Source organism: Desulfatitalea tepidiphila, assembly GCF_001293685.1.
GTDB lineage: Bacteria > Desulfobacterota > Desulfobacteria > Desulfobacterales > Desulfosarcinaceae > Desulfatitalea > Desulfatitalea tepidiphila.
On sequence record NZ_BCAG01000001.1, the window covers coordinates 343,444 to 361,765 of the forward strand.

Consider the following 18,322-nt stretch of genomic DNA (forward strand, 5'->3'; position numbering starts at 1 on the left):
GCATCATCGACCATCAATCGATGTTTCATATCAAACCCAAATCAGGAGGTGTTTTATGTCACTGCAACTCAAAGTTGCGCGATCAACATGGGAAAAGGAACAGGTGTACCAACTGCGGTCCAAGGTGTTCATCGAAGAGGAAAGGCGCTTCGATCTGTCGAACAAGCACATTTTCGATCGTTTCGACAGCTTCGCGGAGACGAGCAATTTTCTCGCCTTCGACGGCGATACGCCCGTGGCCGGCATTCGGTTGGTGCTGGACAACCCGGTGGGCCTGCCGGCCGAGGAGGCATTCGATTTCGGGCCGTTGCGCCGATCGCTGCACGGCGGCTGCGCCACGGTCGGTTGGTTTTGCATCAGCAGGCGTTTCCGGCGCCATCCCGGCCTCGTCGTATCGCTGATTCAGATGTGCTTTCGCAAGATGCGCCAGCATGGCGCGCGCCATGTACTGGCGGTGATGCACCCGCCGGCGCTGCCGCTGTTGGCGCGTCTCATAGGGGCCCGGCCACTGGGGCCCGAAATCATGGATCATGCCCTGGGCGTCGGGATCATCCCCGTGCACGTGGATCTCGAAGATCTGCCGGATAGCAATAGGAAGCGGTTCTCAGATCCGGATAAACACCTGTTCGATGATTCGGCCGAGCGCCGACTCTTCCGAAAAGATGAGACCATCGTCGCCGGGGGAGACGAGGATGCGCATGTCTATCAGATCATGCGGGGCGTGGTGCGGGTTCAGGGCCGGTCAGAACCAATGGATAAGGCCGGATCCAAAGAACAGGCAGCCGATGCGATGCAACTCGGCCCCGGCCAGCTCTTCGGCGTACTTTCGGCTTTGGACGGACGGGGGATGGCCAGCACCCTGGTGGCCCACTCCGAAGATGTGGACGTCATGGTATGGCCCAGGCAATCCTTTATCGATCAGATGTATGCTTCCCCGGAACGCATGATGTGGCTTTGCCGAATCATGAGCCAAAGGGTTCGGTGCACCTATGATCCCATGTTCGGGATGCCGGCGGCGGCCCTCTCCAAAGCTTTGACCGCGCCTGTTTTAATCGATGCGCCCGTCGAACACCGTCGGCCGATGGAAGTCCTGCTATAACCACTTGTCACAACGTCCGGCTCAGCCGGTAAAAGGAGTCAGTTATGCAAGCTTGTCAATCCCCTCGGCAGATCCACCCTGCGACTGCCGGAAGCAAATACGAATACTATGAGCAAGCCTTCGACCGCAACATCGGGTTTCTGACGCCTGGCGAACAGGAGCGTCTGCACGAAGCCGTCGTGGCCATTCCCGGCCTGGGCGGAGCGGGCGGCGCCCACGTGGCGGCCATGGCCCGTCTGGGCGTCGGCCGGTTTCACCTCGCCGATCTGGACCGATTCGAAGTGGTCAACATCAATCGCCAGCACGGTGCCCGGGCCGGGACCTTCGGCCGCCCCAAATGCGAGGTGCTGGCCGAAGAGGCGCGAGCCATCAATCCGTTTGCGGCGCTGAAGGTGTTCGAGGAAGGGGTCACGGCGGAGAACATCGATGCCTTCCTCGAGGGCGTGGATGTAGTCATCGATGGCATGGATTTTTTCAACATCGAGATTCGGCGGTTGATTTTTCGTCGTGCCTGGGAGAAGCGCATCCACGTGGTCACGGCCGGACCGATCGGATTCGGCAGTGCGTTCATGGTGTTCGCACCGGATCGCGGCATGACGTTCGATCGCTATTTCGATCTTCATGACGACATGCGCGTGGAAGAGAAGTTGATCGCTTTCTTTGTCGGCCTGGTCCCCAAGGCCGCTCATAAGTCCTATACCTTGCCGGGAAGCATCGATATGGCCGAGCAGCGGGGGCCTTCCCTCGGCGCCGGATGCCAGCTGTGTTCGGCCGTGGCGGCGGCCGAGGTGGTGCGGATCCTGCTCGGCAAACCGGGATTGCGGCCGGCGCCCTATTACTTCCAGTTCGATCCGTTTGCGCGCCGATTCGTCCAGGGGCGGTTGTGGTTCGGCAACCGGGGGCCGCTGCAGCGGGTCAAGCGATGGCTGATGAAAGCCAGACTGTGCGGTCAGTCTGAATATTTGCAAGAGCCTCGACCGAAGCTCGAAGCGCCATCGGCGCCGGGCGGCGGGCCGCTGACCGCGGAGGTTCGGGACTATCTGATGAAAGCCGCCATTCGGGCGCCCTCGGGAGATAATTGCCAGCCATGGCGTTATGCCCATCAGGCCGATACCATTCATTTCATGGTGGATCCCGCAGCAGATGATTCGTTTTTCAACGTGGCCCAGGCCGCCTCCCTGATCAGCTGCGGTGCTGCCGTGGAAAACCTGGTGCTGGCGGCCAGCCGTTTCGGAATGGCGGCCGCCGTTGCGGTTTCGGCGGCAGACGGCAATGCCCGGGTCCAGATCGATTTGTCACCCGGCACGTTGTGCGAAGATCCCTTGCATCGGTTTGTCTGGGAAAGGCATACCAACCGTACGCTTTACGATGGCTCGCCCCTGGAGCCCGATCATCGCCTCAAGATTCACGCGGCCATACAACCGTTTCAGCAGGCCGAGCTGCTCTTGCTGACCGAACCGCAACAGATCCGGGAGTCTGCGCAATTGGTCGCCGGTATCGACCGTATACGGGCGGAGCATCGAGGGCTGCACACCCATCTCATGCGCATGATTCGTTTCAGCGTCCAGGAGGCACGCGAACGGCGCGACGGGTTTTTCCTCAAGAACCTGGAGGCGGGCAGGGCCGGCGAGTGGTTTATCCGGTGCACGCGGCCCTGGCCGGTGATGCGGATGCTCAACCATTTGGGGATGGGCAGGATGATATCCGGGATTTCCCGCCACGGCATTCTTTCGGCCTCGGCGGTGGGGATGCTCAAGGTTCCGAGCGTGCTCCCCGAAGATCTGATTGCCGGCGGCAGGGCGCTGGAGCGGATTTGGCTGACGGTGGCCAGCCTGGGCCTGGCGTTTCAACCCATGACCGCCGCCACCTTGTTCTGGTTGCGCTGGCAACTCGGCGGGCAGGGCGATTTCCGTCCCGCCCATCGGCGGTTGTTGAAGGACCTGTGGCCCCGATACCAGCGATTGTTCGGCGTGACGCATGAATCCGAGGGGCATGTCATGCTGTTTCGCGTCGGAAAAGGGCGGCCGGTCGGCTGCCGCACGTTGCGAAAGCCATTGGCCTCCTTCCGGTTGCCCTGGCCGTTCGAGGCATCCTCCCGGGATGACCTCAGTGGCGGGACTCCTGAGCCGGAGCAGGCGGCTGGATCGATAAAACAGGCGTTTGGGCGATAGGCCATGCGGACGGCGCCGGGAAGGGCATGCATTAAAGAGGGAGTTTGATAAAAAAATTCGCATCGCAACGGACATGGCAGGCGTGGGTGGGGCAGGTGGCCAGGGCCACGTGAGCCTGCGGTCTTGGAGCCAGTTAAATGCAAACGGCGGACAAGCGGCCCAGACTGTTTGAGCGCAGCGAGTTTCTGGGCCGCCCGCCGTGCATTTTACTGGCTCTTGACCGCTTGGCGTGTGGCATCGGCCACCTGTTCCAACCACGACGGGTTTAATGAATCGCGTTCAGTTAGAATCTCTGAATGGGCGGATTACGGTTTGATTTTGGAATCATTCTGTCGTATGGAACCCGCCAGGCATTTTGTTGTGCGCCCTATCCTCTCTGATGGCTATTCTCCTCTCGTTCCTCTGCTTCTTTTCCCGGTTCCATTTGCCCGGCGCCACGATATTTTTAACCCCAATGGAGTTTCAGATGAGCCGGAAATTGATCTTTGGCGAACGGCGGCGGCACGAACGCAGGAGCTGCGTCTTTGAAATCGATCTCAATGATCACAACGGTTATTTCAGATGTTACTTGAGAGACTTGAGCCTCGGTGGCGCTCTGGTCGAACACCCCTCCCAATTCAAGCCCAATCTGGGGCAAGAGCTCTTTTTGACGATCCCCTATCGGCAACGATCCGGCGTCGTGGTCGTTACAGGACATGTCGTGAGAGCACGCGCCGGCACCGTGGCGGTCGCCTTTCGGCAGGGATCATCACCGGCAGCATAGCCTCTCTTCCAGGCGGTCGCACCTTTCCAGCTTCTGATCCGGATTCCGTGGGCATCTCCGCCGGGATGTGGCGCTCTCGATAAGCGGTCTTATTATACGTGTTAAGCTCCATCGTGTTCAGGCGAATATCGCAATTCGAGAAGCCACATGAAGGAGTTCATCGTGAGGATCGGCTGAGGAGGGAGGTCACTTATGAAAACAATCCTTTTGATCACACTGGCGCTGGTCGCCATCGTTGCAGGATATAACCATATATCGAATCACCATGTCGCCGCCGGTCAAAACAAAACCGGTTCTTCGAAGAAAACGCAAACCGCCGTCTTCGCCGGTGGCTGCTTCTGGTGTACGGAATCGGATTTCGAGAAGGTGCCGGGAGTCCTGGAGGTCATCTCGGGCTATACCGGCGGCCAGGTCGCCAACCCGACGTACGAGCAGGTATCGGCCGGTAAAACGGGCCATGTCGAGGCGGTCAAGGTGGTTTACGATGAAGAAAAGGTTTCCTACGCGCAGCTTCTCGATGTGTTCTGGCGGCATGTGGATCCTACCGATCCGGGCGGCCAGTTCGTGGATCGCGGCAGGCAATATCTCAGCGCCATCTTTTATGCCGACGATCGGCAGCGCCAGATGGCTGAAGCATCGAAACAACGGTTGATCGCCTCGGGTCAATTCGAAAGGCCCATTGCCACGGAGATTTTGCCCCTCGGCGAGTTTTACGAGGCGGAACCGTATCACCAGGACTATTACAAAAAGAATCCCATCCGTTATAAATGGTATCGCTCGGGCTCCGGGCGCGATCAATTTCTGGAAAATGCATGGCGCATGGATAAATTCGGGCAAATCCCGGACGAGCGCGCCGGCTCTTTAGACGCGTCCGAAGGGAAAGAGGCAGCCGGCGCCCTGCGGCCCATTCCCGATGACCAGACCTTGCGGGCCACCTTGACCCCCATGCAGTACAAGGTAACGCGGCAGGAGGGGACCGAGCCGCCGTTCGACAACGCCTACTGGAACACCCATGAAGAGGGGATATACGTCGATATCATTTCAGGCGAACCCCTTTTCAGCTCCACGCATAAGTTCGACTCGGGAACGGGCTGGCCCAGCTTTACCCAACCCCTGGAGCCCGCCAACATCGTCGAGCGTGCCGACCGCAGCCTGTTCATGGTCCGCACCGAAGTGCGCAGCCGGCATGCCGACTCCCACCTGGGGCATGTCTTCGATGATGGCCCGCAACCCACCGGGCTGCGTTACTGCATCAATTCGGCCGCGTTGCGGTTTGTTCCGAGGGAGGATCTTGAGAAGGAAGGCTATGGACGCTATGCCGCCCTGTTCGAGGGGGCACAGGCGACCGCCCCGGGGCGCAAGTGAGCCCATAACATAAATAGATTGATAGTGTCCGTCCACAAATAGGCAAATTTGGTTGAGATCAAGGCGTGCGAAAAATTTTACCGCAGGCATATAGTCGATATTCCGAGGATAAAATTTTGAGCAGAACGCAGATATCGGGCAAATTGGCCATTTGTGGATGGGCACTGATAGGATGAAAGCATCCCCATGTCTTTGAAAAAATTGGCCCGGCGAGGTTCTCGCCGGGCCTTAATGAGTGATGAGCACTCATCTCATCGTCGTTTGTCGATATGCAGATGGCTGTGCGGGTGCTGGACGCCGCGGTCAGGCTCAGCTCTGCTGCTCCAGACGGCAGTTGTCGCGGCACACCCGCAGATCCTCGACGCACCCCGATGGCATGCTGCGGGTGCACTCGGTAAACTTCGATTCACAAAGGCTCATGCAACCATTTTGGTTTTTACTGGACGAATCGTTCATGGCAACCCTCCTGATTGACTGTGCCGAAGGTTTTTGATTTTCAGCACCATGATAACCACGCCTGGCGGGCTGGCAAGCCCTTGTCTTGTGAAACCGTCGGGGCCGCGCCTGGCCGGGACCGGCAGGAAACCAGCGCTATGATGTCAGTTTGGGGTTTTGCCAGTGGCGCCGATGGTCGCGCCGGGCTTTTTCTTCCAGGTTGCCCGACACCGCAGCGGTCAGATCCACGCCGGTCTGGTTGGCGATGCAGGCGAGCACAAACATGACGTCGGCCAGCTCGTCGGCCAGGTCCTCCCTGGTTCGCGGCGTGCTTTTAAAACTCTGTTCGCCATATAGCCGCACCATCAGGCGGGCTACCTCGCCCACCTCCTCCATCAGAATGCCCAGGTTGGTCAATTCGCCGAAATAGCGCACGCCGTGTTGTTTCACCCATTGGTCCACCCGGTCTTGATAATCTCGAAGCGTCAGCGTTTGCATGGAAAGCCTTTCCTCTCAACTTCCTGGTGCCTGTCGCAAGGCTCCAGGCGGTTGCAGTCCATAAGAAAAAAGGAGCGGTGCCGGATGGCGCCGCCCCTTAAAATTTAAAGAAGAAATGGAGGTTGCTAAAAACAGGAGATCAAGATTGCAATCCGAGCGGAGCGTTGCACACGCGCCAACGCCCGTTTTCCTTGACCAGCTCGATGGTGACATCGACGGGATAGTCGTTGCCGATGCGAAACAGTTTGCCGACGACCATGAAGACCGGGTTGATGGCCACGCGCGTCGTTCCAGTCAGGTGAACGACGGCCGACTCCGAATCCTGTGAGAGGGTCTCGGTATGGATATGGGTGAACATGTGTCGGAGATAGTTGATATCGAACCCCCTTTGGGCAGCCTCGTCGCTTTTTCGGTTCAGGAATGTCCGGACGGGGTCACCGCTTTCGCCTTCTCCGGCGCAGAGCCACTCTTGCATGTCGGTGTCCAGGTAGTAATAATCCTTGGCAAAGGCTTCGGCTACGGCGGCCGGCCCTTTTCGGCAGTCCAGACCGATCAATGCAGCCTGCAGCACGACGAACAGGGCGATTAACACGACAAAGGGAGCGAAGCGGTTCAAAGAATCCATGGGATCAACCTCCTTGCGGCGATGCATTGGCCTTGGCGGCATGGTTTTCGAGAGTCGATTACCGGCAGTCCATAACATGGACACGCGGGCATGACAAGGGGTTTGGGTGTCCATGGGAAACCCGCGACGTTGACCCCATACGGGGAATCGGTTATCGTACGGGATCAACACCGCCATTCAGGTGCGCCAACTGCCTCTGACGCCCGATACCCTTTAAGGTAGCTGCAATGGCCCCATTTTTCAGAAAATTGAGGAACAGTCTGATCACCAAACTGCTCATCAGCGTCGCGGGCATCATGCTCGTGTGCCTCTGCATTTGGGGATATTTAAATTACCAATATCTGCAACAGAAGGCCATGGACGACCTGGCCGTAAACATGGACCGCTTGAGCAACACCATCCGGCTGGGCACCCATTATGCCATGATGCTCAATTCCCGCGACGACATCCAACAGATCATCAACAACGTCGCGCGCCAGAACGACATCGAAAATGTCCGTATTTACAACAAGGCCGGTGAGATCAAGTATTCCAACCGTTCCGAAGAGGTGGACCGGCAAACCAACATCAAGGCCGAGGCCTGCGATATTTGTCACAATGTCGATCCGCCGCAGGTATCGGTGCCCTTGACCGAACGGGTGCGCCTGCTCCGCTCGGATCAAGGCTATCGCATGATGGGCATCATCAGCCCGGTATACAATGAACCCGGTTGCGCCACGGATGCCTGCCATGTGCACCCGGCCGATAAACGGGTCCTCGGGGCCCTGGACCTGGTGGTTTCACTCAAGGATGTGGACCGCGAAGCGGCTGTCTACCAGCGCAACCTGATTCTGCTGGCGGTCGGCCTGTTCGTCGGCATCGCCGTGATGATCGTGTTCATCATCCTGCGGTTCGTGACGGCGCCGGTCAAGCGCCTGATCCAGGGCGCGCGGTGCATCGAGAGCGGGGACTACGGCGCCGCGGTCCAGATCAACCAGAACGACGAAATGAAGGCGTTGGCCCAGGCGATCAACCAGATGGGGCAATCCATCGGCGAGAAGACCCAGGCCCTCAACCGCCAGCGCAATCAGTATCAAAATCTCTTCGGGACGGTGCCTTGCATCATCACGGTCCAGGATCGCAACTACCGGATTATCGAGTACAATCGGGAATTCGCCGAAAGGTTCAAGCCCCAGCCCGGCGCCTTCTGCTACCAGGCCTACAAAGGGCGCGACACCAAGTGTGTCGTGTGCCCGGTGGAGATGACTTTCGAAGATGGTCTTCCGCACTACAGCGAGGAGTCGGCCCTCGATAAGGACGGCACCATGCGGCACTGGATCGTGCGTACGTCGCCCATCAAGGATGCCGAGGGCAACATCGTTGCCGCCATGGAGATGAACCTGGACATCTCCGAGCGCAAGCAGTTGGAAGAAAAGCTGGTGCAATCGGAAAAGAAGTATCATGCCATCTTCAACAACATCCCCAATCCTGTGTTCGTGCTCGATCCGGAGACGTGGATCATCCTGGACTGCAACGCCAGCGTCGACGCCGTCTACGGGTTTCAGCGTGGGGAGGTGGTGGGCACCTCTTTCCTGGAGTTGTTCTGGGAGCGTCCCGACCCGGTGACCGCGGCCGGTTTGAAGACGGCGACGGTGATCGAGCGGGCCAAACATCGCGACAAGGATGGGCTGGCGCGCTTTGTGACGATCCGTATTTCGCCCTCGGCGTATGGTGGTGTGAAGGTGCTGCTGGTGACCATCAGCGACATCACCAAGCGTCTGGAGGCCGAACAGCAGCTGATCCAGGCCAGCAAGATGGCTACCTTGGGCGAGATGGCCACCGGCGTGGCCCACGAACTGAACCAACCCCTGTCGGTGATCAAGACGGCGAGCAGTTTTTTCATGCGCAAGCTGCGGAATAAGGCACCCATCGCCGAGGATGTCCTGCTGACCATGTCCGAAGAGATCGACAGCCATGTCCAGCGGGCCACCAAGATCATCAACCACATGCGTCAGTTCGGCCGCAAAAGCGGACCTGAACTGGTGCCGGTGCAGGTCAACGATATCCTGCGCCAGGCCTTCGATATCTTCAGTCAGCAGCTCAAGGTGCGCGGCATCGAAGTCGAATGGGAGATCACCTCAGATCTGCCCATGGTGATGGGGGACCCGGGCCGCCTTGAGCAGGTGTTCATCAATCTGTTGATCAATGCCCGTGACACCATTGAAGAGCAGATGGCGGCCGAGCCGGGGCACCATCGCAGCCACCGGATCAGGCTCTCCACCACTCGCACGGACGACCGTGTGGTGGTCAGCGTTTGCGACACCGGCACGGGCATACCCGACGGCATTGCCGAGCGCATTTTCGAGCCTTTTTTCACCACCAAGAAGGTGGGGCAGGGCACCGGACTGGGGCTTTCCATCAGTTATGGGATCATCAAGGAGTGCAACGGCCGGATCTACACCCGGCCCAACCCCCAGGGCGGGGCCTGTTTTTTGATCGAGTTCCCGATCCCTCCGGAGACCTAGTAATTCTAGTGGACCCAAGCACTGCATCATCAAGCGGTTTGGCCGGGAAGCGCACATGACGACAGACATTTTATTGGTCGATGACGAACAGGGAATCCGCAAGGTGCTGGGCATCGCCCTGGCCGACCGCGGATATCGCGTCCACACCGCCGCAGATGCCCGGCAGGCCTTGGCCCTTTTCGATGAACTCGGCCCCCCGATAGTGTTGACCGATATCAAGATGCCGGGGATGGACGGCATCGAACTGCTTCGTGCCCTCAAGCGCCGCAACCCGGAAACCGAAGTGATCATGATCACCGGCCATGGCGAAACGGACCTGGCCATTCGGAGCCTCAAATACGAGGCCACGGATTACATCTCCAAACCCATCGACGACGACATTCTCGACGTGGCTCTCAAGCGGGCCCTGGAGCGCATTTCTCTCAGGGCTCAACTGCGGGAATATACCGAGAACCTGGAGCGAATGGTCGAGGAGAAGAGCCGCCGTCTGATCCAGGCCGAGCGCCTGGCCGCCATGGGAGAGACCGTGGCCGGTCTGGCGCATGCCATCAAGAATATCACCGGCAGCCTCAGGGGCGGCCTGTTTGTGGTCGATAAGGGGTTCGAACTGCAAAACCAGGACTATTTGAAGCAAGGCTGGCGCATGGTTCGAGACAATGTGGCCCGGGTCGAACAACTCAGCCTGGACCTGCTCGATATCGCCAAGCCGGGCCGGCCCGACGTCACGCCCACCGATCCAGCCGCACCCCTCCGGGCGGTTTTTGATCTGATGTTCCCCCGGGCCGAAGCTCACGATGTCCGCATGACGCTCCAGTGCGCGCCGGACCTTAGGGCTGTTCCCATGGATCCGGAGGCGATCAACCGCTGTTTGCTCAATCTGGTGGTCAATGCCTTGGAGGCCTGCAACTCCGAACCGAACCGCTGCCTGACACCCACTATCGCCTTGACCGTCGAAGCTGGGGAAGAGGGCGTTTGCTATCATGTCAGCGACAACTGCGGGGGCATGACGACGGAGGTGCAAGCCCGCCTGTTCAAAGGATTCTTCACCACCAAGGGCAGCAGGGGTACGGGTATCGGCCTCATGCTGGCCCGCAAAATCGTTGAAAATCATCAGGGCCGTATCGCCGTAAGTTCAACAAAAGGGGCCGGCACCACCTTCGAAATCTGTTTGCCCTGGGGGCATAACATTTCGCAATTATCTGAATAAAAAAGGTTTATCATTCTGCCTGCCCGATCTTCCTGCCTCGATAGATGATCCTTTTTAATTGTACTTAATGGCATTCAGAAAAAACTTGACGATTCAGCATTATCTTGACTATATCGGTCAAGAAGGTGCGACACCATCCCGTCCAATCTGGAAATGAAACCCGTTAACATGATGAGACGGAAATGCTGATTCCAACCAAAAAGGGCCAATATGCCTTGCGGGCCGTTTACGAGCTGGCCAAGCATCAGGGTTCGGGTCCGACTAAAATTTCGGCGATCGCCGCTGCCCAGGCGATCCCGCACCGTTTTCTCGAAGTGATCCTTTACCACCTCAAAAGCAGCGGTTTAGTGACGTCCACGAGGGGCTTTTACGGTGGCTACCAGCTCACCCGGCCGGCGGCGGAAATCACCGTCGGTGAAATCCTCAGACATGTGCATAAAGAGATGGCCGAAGCGGAATGCCTGGCCTGTATCTCGGTGCGCAACTGCCCGTTTGCTGGCGGTTGCGCCTTTTCCAGTTTATGGCAGCGGGTCAAAACAGCGGTTTTCAAAGTCTACGATGACACCACCTTGCAAGATCTGCTCGACGATAAGGAAGCGGCCAAGGTGTTGGATCCCCGGTGCGCCGTCTAAGCGCGCCCCTGTGCCAAGGAGTGTCTATGATAGGACTCGTAAAAATGGGCAAAAGTTTCGTGAGGAACGGCAGAAAGATGGTTCTCCCATTTGGCTTGCTGATGCTGACGGCGTTACTGGTATCGCTGGCCGTGGCACGCCAGGCGCCGTCCGAACCCATCCCGGGCCGGGCCGATATAATCACTATCGACGGACTGCGGGCCTTCGGGCCGCTGGAGCGGCCGCCCGTGGTTTTTTTCCATGGCAAACACACAGAGGCGCTGGCCAAGGCCCAAAAGGACTGCCTGGCTTGCCATCCTCAGGGTGAGAAGTATCTTTCACTCAAGTATAACCGTACGGCCGATACTGACAAACAGGCCGTCATGGACGTCTACCACGACGGGTGTATCGGGTGTCATGCCGATTACCGCAGCCAAAACCAACCGTCAGGGCCGGTCACATGCGGGGAGTGCCATGTGGCAGAGAAGGCGGTGAACAACATCCGCGCCGGCATTGGCTTGGATAAATCCCTCCACTACCGGCACGTCAAGGCCGCCGAGCAGAAGTGCGAGCGCTGCCACCACGCCTACAACCCCGAAACCAAGCAGCTTTACTATGATAAGGGCAAAGAGGGGGCCTGCCTTTACTGTCACAAGGATCAGACCCAGGAAAACCGCATCGCTTACCGCCAGGCGGCCCACCTGGACTGTGTCGGCTGCCATCGGGAGTTGTCGCTCCAGAAGAAGACGGCCGGTCCCATGGAGTGTGCCGGCTGCCACGACCCGGAGGCCCAGGCTCTCATCGCCAAAGTGGCCGATATTCCTCGCCTGGAGCGCAACCAGCCGGATGTGACGCTGGTCAAGGCCCACCGGGAAGATGAAAAGGTCGACGCGCAAAAACCACGTATGGCCCTGGTGCCTTTCGACCACCTCAAGCATGAGGGCGCGACCCAGTATTGCCGCACCTGCCACCACGCCGAGTTGACCTCCTGCGCCAGCTGCCATCCCATCCAGGGGCATGCGGACGGCAAGATGGTCAAGCTGTCCCAGGCCATGCATGAACAGGACGCCCAGATGAGCTGCGTGGGCTGCCACACCCAAAAACAGTTGCGGGCCGAGTGCGCCGGCTGTCATGCCAGCATGCCGGCGGAGAAGGTTTGGGCCGGCGAGGCGGCCTGCAAGGTGTGTCACATGCCCCAGGAGGCGCCGGTGGCGCGTCCCGGATACGAAATGCTGGCCAGTGAAATGGCGGCATCACTGATCGATGCCCGTCGGCAAATTCCGCCTCCGGTGGCCGTCGAGGACATCCCCGAAACCGTGATCATCGACCACCTGGTGGATGCCTACGAAGCGGTGAAGATGCCCCACCGGCAGATCGTGCAGAAGCTTTCGGACCTGATGCGCGACGATGCCTTGGCCGCCGCCTTCCACACCCAGCCGACCACCTTCTGCCAGGGGTGCCATCACAACAGCCCGGCATCGCTCAAGCCGCCCCAATGCGGATCCTGCCACGGACGCACTTCCGATGCGATGAACCTGACCCGGCCGGGACTGATGGCGGCCTATCACGAACAGTGCATGTTGTGCCACGAGAAAATGGGGATCGAAAAGCCGGCCAATCGCGACTGCACGGCCTGCCATGCCAAACGCGCTGAAACCGCGCGCAACAATTGAGGGTTTTTCGCATGTCGATGTCACGCAGGAATTTTTTGGGTTGGATGGGCGCCGCAGGCGTGGTCGGCGCCACGAGCCGGACGGCCAGGGCCGCCTCCAACAAGCAGTTCAAAGGGTATGCCGACAGCAATGCCGTGCTGCACGACATGACCCGTTGCATCGGTTGCCGGCGGTGCGAAGCGGCCTGCAATACCGTCAACGAATTGCCTGCCCCCGAGCAGCCTTTCGACGACCTCAAAGTCATGGAGGCCTGGCGGCGCACCACGGCTCGGACTTACACCGTCGTCAATCAGTTCTTCCCAGACGGGGACACCCTGCCGCCGGTCTTCGTGAAAAAGCAGTGCAACCACTGCCTGGAACCGGCCTGCGCGTCGGCCTGCTTCGTCAAGGCCTTTACCAAGACGCCTGAAGGGGCGGTCATCTACAATGCCGATGTATGCGTGGGTTGCCGCTATTGTATGGTCGCCTGCCCCTTTGACATTCCGGCCTATGAATATCACAAGGCCCTTGACCCCAAGATCATGAAGTGCACCATGTGCCACCCGCGCATCCTGGAGGGCAAGCTGCCGGGGTGCGTCGAGGCCTGCCCCACCGAAGCGCTGGTGTACGGCAAGCGGGACGAACTCATCCGGGTGGCCCGCGACCGCATCCACACTTTTCCAGATCGCTACCTGGACCACATTTACGGCGAGCACGAGATGGGTGGGACCAGCTGGCTGTATCTTTCCGGCGCGCCGTTCGAAGCCCTGGGCCTGCGGGAGGACCTGGGCAACAAGGCGGCCGGAGAATACACCTCGGGGGCCCTTGGCGCCGTTCCCATCGTCATTGGATTGTGGCCGGTGCTGCTTACCGGGATCTATGCCATCAACAAGCGCAAGGAGAAGATCGCCGCCGAGGAGCGGGCCGCGGCCGTGAGCGAGGCCGTTGATCATGCGGAGGTCCAAGCCGAAGGACGTCTCAAGGCCGCCCTGGAAAAGGCGGAGCAGGACAAGGCCGCCGCGATCGAGCGGGAATTCAAAAAAGCCCTGGAGGCCGAAGCCAAAGCCCGACTGGCGTCCGGTGGAAGCGAAACGGGCGACGGCGAAAAGGCGTAGCAGATTCATGCAGTCCGAATGGCCTGCAGGTTCAGAAACTCAACGTTCAAGCGCATCCATTGCGTTTGATCTCCCCGATGACACCGAGGGGAATACAGGAGGGCTTCCATGAGCCAGGAACCAACCCCGACATCCAGTCGATACCTCACCCCGTTCAATGTGGTGGCCGGGATCTTGGTGGTGGTCGGATTGATCATCACCGTGCTCCGGTTTACCGGGGGGTTGTCCACTGTAACCAACCTGTCCGACGACAATCCCTGGGGTATCTGGATCGGATTCGACCTGCTCGTCGGCGTGGCCTTGGCCGCCGGCGGTTACGTCACTTCGGCGGCGGTTTACATCTTTGGCATGAAGCGCTTCCACGCCGCCGTCAGACCGGCCATCCTCACCGGTTTTCTGGGCTATGCGCTGGTGGTGCTGGCCCTGCATTACGATGTGGGCCGCCCCTGGCGTCTGCCCTATCCATTTCTGGTGTCGCGGGGCACCACCTCGTTGCTGTTCGAGGTGGCCGCCTGCGTGGCGCTCTACCTGACGGTCCTATTCATCGAGTTTTCGCCGGCCGCCATGGAGTGGCTCGGCTTGAAGCGGGCCCGCAGCCTGGTGGTCAAATTGACATTGATCCTGACCATCTTCGGCGTCATGCTCTCGACCCTGCATCAGAGTTCTTTGGGGGCGCTCTTTCTCATCGCTCCGTCCAAACTGCATCCGTTGTGGTATTCGCCCTATATACCCATCTACTTCTTCATCACCAGCATCATCGCCGGACTCTCCATGGTGATCTTCGAAAGCGGGCTGTCGCATAAATTCTTCAAGGACAAGATGGACGAGGCCCATCTGGCCGGCAAGAACGACCTGATGCTCGGTTTCGGCAAGGCCGCCGCCTGGGTCCTGGCCGGCTATTTCTTCATCAAGGTGATCGGCATCGCCGCCGACAACCAGTGGCACTACCTGGCCACCGGGTTCGGCGCCTGGTACCTGGTCGAACTTCTCGGCTTCGTGGCCCTGCCGGCATTCCTTTATGCTTTGGGGGTTCGCGAAAAGAACACGACCCTCATCCGCTGGACGGCGGCCTGGACCGTTCTGGGCATCGTGGTGAACCGTTTCAATATCTGTCTGGTGGCCTTCAACTGGCATTTGCCGGCCGAGCAGCGCTACTTTCCCCACTGGATGGAGATCGGCATATCGGTATTCATCGTCACCATCGGCGTATTGGCTTTCCGCTTCATCGTGATGCGCATGCCGATTCTATACGCCCATCCGGACTACGAAGCGCACTGATCGGGTCGGCAAGGAGGCATTCTGTGGATACGATCCATACCCTGCAGGAGTTTATGCTCCATACGAAAAATATCATTTACATCCTGATCGTGCTGGCTCTGATCGCCATCCCGGCGTTCTGGCGCTTTTTGAACGGAAGGGACAAAGATTAGGGGATGTTGCGTTCCACCACAGTCACCGGGTGGCAGAACGATATCGAAACGGCCTGAAAAGGCGGCAGGAGTCAAAGATGTACGAATTCGTCACAGGACCGCTGGCCATGATCGCATTTGGGGTCTTCTTCGTGGGGTTGATCTGGCGTTTGATCTGGTATGTGCGCGGGTTGCAGTGGCAGATGGATCGCGTGGCCTACCGCGAGCACCTCGCTCACGGGGTCAAGGGGGCTTTACGTTCCATCGGGCGCTGGCTGATCCCTTTCGGCACCCATGGGTGGCGCTTCTACCCAGGTTTCACCATTCTGGTGTTCACTTTTCATGTCTGCTTGCTGATGACGCCCGTCTTTTTGCTGGGGCACAATCTGCTGCTCGAGGAGCGCTGGGGGTTTCGCTTGCCGTCGCTGCCCGAAGCCATGACCGATTTCATGACCATCGCCGTCATGGTGGCGGCCTTTTTCATCCTGCTGCGCCGCATCGCCTTGCCGGAGGTGCGAATCCTGACCAAAGCCTACGACATCATGCTGATTTTGATCGCAGTGGCCCCCTTTTTGACAGGGTTCATCACCTACCACCAGTTGGGGGACTACAAGTTCTGGCTGATCGCCCATATTCTGTGCGGAGAACTCATGCTGGTGGCCATTCCCCTGACCAAGTTGTCCCACTTCATCCTCTTTTTTCTCTCGCGGGCCCAACTGGGGATGGACTTCGGCATCAAGCGAGGCGGCATGAAAAGCAGCGGGATGCCGTGGTAGGGATGAAGGTCGGGTCGGACGCGGGGGAATAACCCGAAAGTCGGTTGATGCCAGCATCGAAAATGTAGCGCGAATAATTCGGATAATAGGAACTACCCATGCCTGAAGGAATACTTTGCAACAAGAAACCGGTGGATACGGTGGAGCAGCTGCAGGCGCTGCTGGCCGATAAGAGCGGCAAGCAGTACTATGAAGAGATGAAGCAGCTCGACGTCAACGGCGATGCCTTGTGGACCACGCTCCAGAAGACGCTCAAATCACGGCTGCGCACCTGGCTGGAGATCTGCGCCCGCTGCGGCATGTGTGCCGACAGCTGCTTCTTCTACCTGGCCAACGGACGCGATCCGCAACAGGTGCCCTCCTACAAGATCCAGTCGACACTGGGTGAGCTGGTGCGGCGCAAGGGGCAGGTGGACAACGCCTTCATGCACTATGTCATGGATACCGCCTGGTCCAAATGCACCTGCTGCAACCGTTGCGCCTTGTACTGCCCGTTCGGCATCGATATGGGGGTGATGTTCGGCTACGTCCGAGGTCTCTGTTTTTCACAGGGCTTCGTTCCCTGGGAGCTGAAAATCGGTTCCGGTATGCATCGTATCTACCGTGCCCAGATGGATGTGACCACCGAAGATTGGGTCGAGACCTGCGGCTGGATGTGCGAAGAGTACGAGGAGGACTGGCCGGGCCTGGAGTTTCCGGTGGACAAGCCCAACGCCGACATCATCTACACGGTCAACGCCCGCGAAGTGAAGCACTATCCCGAAGATCTGGCCGAAGCGGCCATCCTGTTCCACCTGGCCGGGGAGAACTGGACCGTGCCCAGCGAAGGGTGGGAAGAGACCAGCCTGGCCATGTTCGCCGGAGACTGGGAGGCGTGCAAGAAACAGGTGGAGAGCGTATACGCAGCCATGGATCGCCTGAAGCCCAAGCGCATGGTGGTGACCGAGTGCGGCCATGCCTACCGTGCCACGGTCATCGAAGGGCCCTATTGGGCGGGCCTGAAGAGCGGCCAGACCCCCGTCGAAAGCTTCCATTATGTGGAATGGGTGGCCGAAGCCCTGCGCACCGGCAAATTGAAAATCGATCCGGCCAAGCGCATCAAGGAACCGGTCACCTACCAGGATTCGTGCAACTATATCCGCAATGCGGGCTTGAAGCGCTGCGCCCGTGAGATCATGAGTTATATCGCGGAGGATTTTCGCGAGATGGCCCCTTGTGGGGAGCACAATTTCTGCTGCGGCGGCGGCGGCGGGCTCAACGGCATCGGGCGTTACCGGGATGCGCGCAATGTGGGGCTGAAAGTCAAGCGCGATCAGATTCTGGCCACCGGCGCCAAACTGGTGATATCGCCTTGCCACAATTGCTGGGATGCCATCCGGGATATGGAAGAGATCTACCATATCGGCATCCGCTGGTCGTTTCTCAAGCCCCTGCTGCTCAAAATGGTCGTGGTGCCGGAGCACCTCCGGCCCGAAGAGTGATGAGGACGGTTTCCCGGCGCAAATGGCGCATGGCCGGGAACCTTTTTGGCCAAGGTGTTGGCGATGAACCGTGTCGTGCTGCAATCCGATGGGCGACTGCGAACCGAAGCTCTGACTCGAGTACAAGATCCGCTGGGTTGCCTGGGCCACCAGCTGCAACTGGACGACGGATGCACCTTGCGCAGCTATTTTCACCTGTTAAGGGCCTATCCGGATCTGGTGCGGATGGGTGACTTCTATCCCCTGTTGATGCGCCAGGGACAGGAGTGCCCGGGGGAAGACTGCCGCTGGGGGACTTTCGACCATCTGGCCCTGACCAAGACCGTGGAGATGGTCGGCTATCCCGGAAAACCGCGCCTGGACATCTACAACAGCCTGCATGGGGTGCGGACCGATCGACCGGATCAACCCGAAGACATCCGCTCCCTGGATCTGAGTTTTCTTCTGGATATGCCCCTGCGCCTGGGGCCGTTGCGACATGTCGTTTTCGGCGATCGGATGGATATTTTCACATTCGAGACGGCCTATACCCTTTTCGAATTCATCGACAGCATTGCCTGGGAACTGAGCTTTCACGGCACGCCCCGGCAGTGCAAGATAGGGAGCTGAGC

17 protein-coding genes are annotated in these 18,322 nt (G+C 59.0%); 14 read left to right on the top strand and 3 right to left on the bottom strand.

Annotated features, from left to right (window positions below; translation table 11 throughout):
- The first annotated feature begins 55 nt into the window (after positions 1-55).
- The 4 genes from DFT_RS01560 to msrB all read left to right on the top strand — a co-directional run bounded on the left by DFT_RS01560 (position 56) and on the right by msrB (position 5,398).
- Positions 56-1,099, top strand: a complete 1,044-nt coding sequence (locus tag DFT_RS01560; protein WP_054029478.1) for a cyclic nucleotide-binding domain-containing protein — start codon at positions 56-58, stop codon at positions 1,097-1,099.
- A gap of 44 nt (positions 1,100-1,143) precedes the next feature.
- Complete coding sequence (locus DFT_RS01565; protein ID WP_054029479.1) at positions 1,144-3,270, top strand: ThiF family adenylyltransferase; 2,127 nt, start codon at positions 1,144-1,146, stop codon at positions 3,268-3,270.
- A 466-nt stretch (positions 3,271-3,736) separates the two neighbouring features.
- Positions 3,737-4,033 (top strand): PilZ domain-containing protein, encoded by a 297-nt coding sequence (locus tag DFT_RS01570; RefSeq protein WP_054029480.1) that lies wholly within the window; start codon positions 3,737-3,739, stop codon positions 4,031-4,033.
- A 192-nt stretch (positions 4,034-4,225) separates the two neighbouring features.
- Complete coding sequence (msrB, locus tag DFT_RS01575; protein ID WP_054029481.1) at positions 4,226-5,398, top strand: peptide-methionine (R)-S-oxide reductase MsrB; 1,173 nt, start codon at positions 4,226-4,228, stop codon at positions 5,396-5,398.
- A 309-nt stretch (positions 5,399-5,707) separates the two neighbouring features.
- Here msrB and DFT_RS26075 read toward each other — a convergent pair whose 3' ends face one another.
- The 3 genes from DFT_RS26075 to DFT_RS01585 form a co-directional block, all read right to left on the bottom strand.
- On the bottom strand, positions 5,708-5,854 hold the full coding sequence (locus DFT_RS26075; RefSeq protein ID WP_161807061.1) for a hypothetical protein: 147 nt from the start codon (positions 5,852-5,854) through the stop codon (positions 5,708-5,710).
- Positions 5,855-5,989: 135 nt separating this feature from the next.
- Positions 5,990-6,331, bottom strand: a complete 342-nt coding sequence (locus tag DFT_RS01580) for a nucleotide pyrophosphohydrolase (protein ID WP_054029482.1) — start codon at positions 6,329-6,331, stop codon at positions 5,990-5,992.
- Between the two features lie 139 nt (positions 6,332-6,470).
- Positions 6,471-6,956 (bottom strand): hypothetical protein, encoded by a 486-nt coding sequence (locus DFT_RS01585; RefSeq protein WP_054029483.1) that lies wholly within the window; start codon positions 6,954-6,956, stop codon positions 6,471-6,473.
- 227 nt (positions 6,957-7,183) lie between these two features.
- Between DFT_RS01585 and DFT_RS01590 the strand changes: the two genes are divergently transcribed.
- The 10 genes from DFT_RS01590 to DFT_RS01630 all read left to right on the top strand — a co-directional run bounded on the left by DFT_RS01590 (position 7,184) and on the right by DFT_RS01630 (position 18,320).
- Positions 7,184-9,460, top strand: coding sequence for a PAS domain S-box protein (locus tag DFT_RS01590; RefSeq protein WP_054029484.1), 2,277 nt, complete (start codon positions 7,184-7,186; stop codon positions 9,458-9,460).
- Between the two features lie 55 nt (positions 9,461-9,515).
- Entirely contained in the window at positions 9,516-10,667 is a 1,152-nt protein-coding gene (locus DFT_RS01595; RefSeq protein WP_054029485.1) for a sensor histidine kinase, read from the top strand.
- 182 nt (positions 10,668-10,849) lie between these two features.
- Positions 10,850-11,299 carry an RrF2 family transcriptional regulator gene (locus DFT_RS01600; protein WP_054029486.1) on the top strand — a complete coding sequence of 150 codons (450 nt, stop codon included), beginning with the start codon at positions 10,850-10,852 and terminating at the stop codon, positions 11,297-11,299.
- 77 nt (positions 11,300-11,376) lie between these two features.
- On the top strand, positions 11,377-12,951 hold the full coding sequence (gene hmcA / locus DFT_RS01605; RefSeq protein ID WP_161807062.1) for a sulfate respiration complex hexadecaheme cytochrome HmcA: 1,575 nt from the start codon (positions 11,377-11,379) through the stop codon (positions 12,949-12,951).
- A gap of 44 nt (positions 12,952-12,995) precedes the next feature.
- Positions 12,996-14,045: a sulfate respiration complex iron-sulfur protein HmcB gene (gene hmcB, locus DFT_RS01610; RefSeq protein ID WP_235506151.1), complete on the top strand. Its 1,050-nt coding sequence runs from the start codon at positions 12,996-12,998 to the stop codon at positions 14,043-14,045.
- A 108-nt stretch (positions 14,046-14,153) separates the two neighbouring features.
- Complete coding sequence (hmcC, locus tag DFT_RS01615; protein ID WP_054029488.1) at positions 14,154-15,323, top strand: sulfate respiration complex protein HmcC; 1,170 nt, start codon at positions 14,154-14,156, stop codon at positions 15,321-15,323.
- A 23-nt stretch (positions 15,324-15,346) separates the two neighbouring features.
- Positions 15,347-15,475: a sulfate respiration complex protein HmcD gene (gene hmcD, locus DFT_RS26915; RefSeq protein WP_268750659.1), complete on the top strand. Its 129-nt coding sequence runs from the start codon at positions 15,347-15,349 to the stop codon at positions 15,473-15,475.
- A 77-nt stretch (positions 15,476-15,552) separates the two neighbouring features.
- A complete protein-coding gene (gene hmcE, locus DFT_RS01620; protein ID WP_054029489.1) occupies positions 15,553-16,230 on the top strand; it encodes a sulfate respiration complex protein HmcE in 678 nt (225 codons plus the stop codon).
- A 98-nt stretch (positions 16,231-16,328) separates the two neighbouring features.
- Positions 16,329-17,711: a sulfate respiration complex iron-sulfur protein HmcF gene (gene hmcF, locus DFT_RS01625; protein ID WP_054029490.1), complete on the top strand. Its 1,383-nt coding sequence runs from the start codon at positions 16,329-16,331 to the stop codon at positions 17,709-17,711.
- A 63-nt stretch (positions 17,712-17,774) separates the two neighbouring features.
- The gene (locus DFT_RS01630) at positions 17,775-18,320 is read left to right on the top strand and encodes a hypothetical protein (protein WP_054029491.1); all 546 of its coding nucleotides are present in this window, start codon (positions 17,775-17,777) and stop codon (positions 18,318-18,320) included.
- Positions 18,321-18,322: the final 2 nt, after the last annotated feature.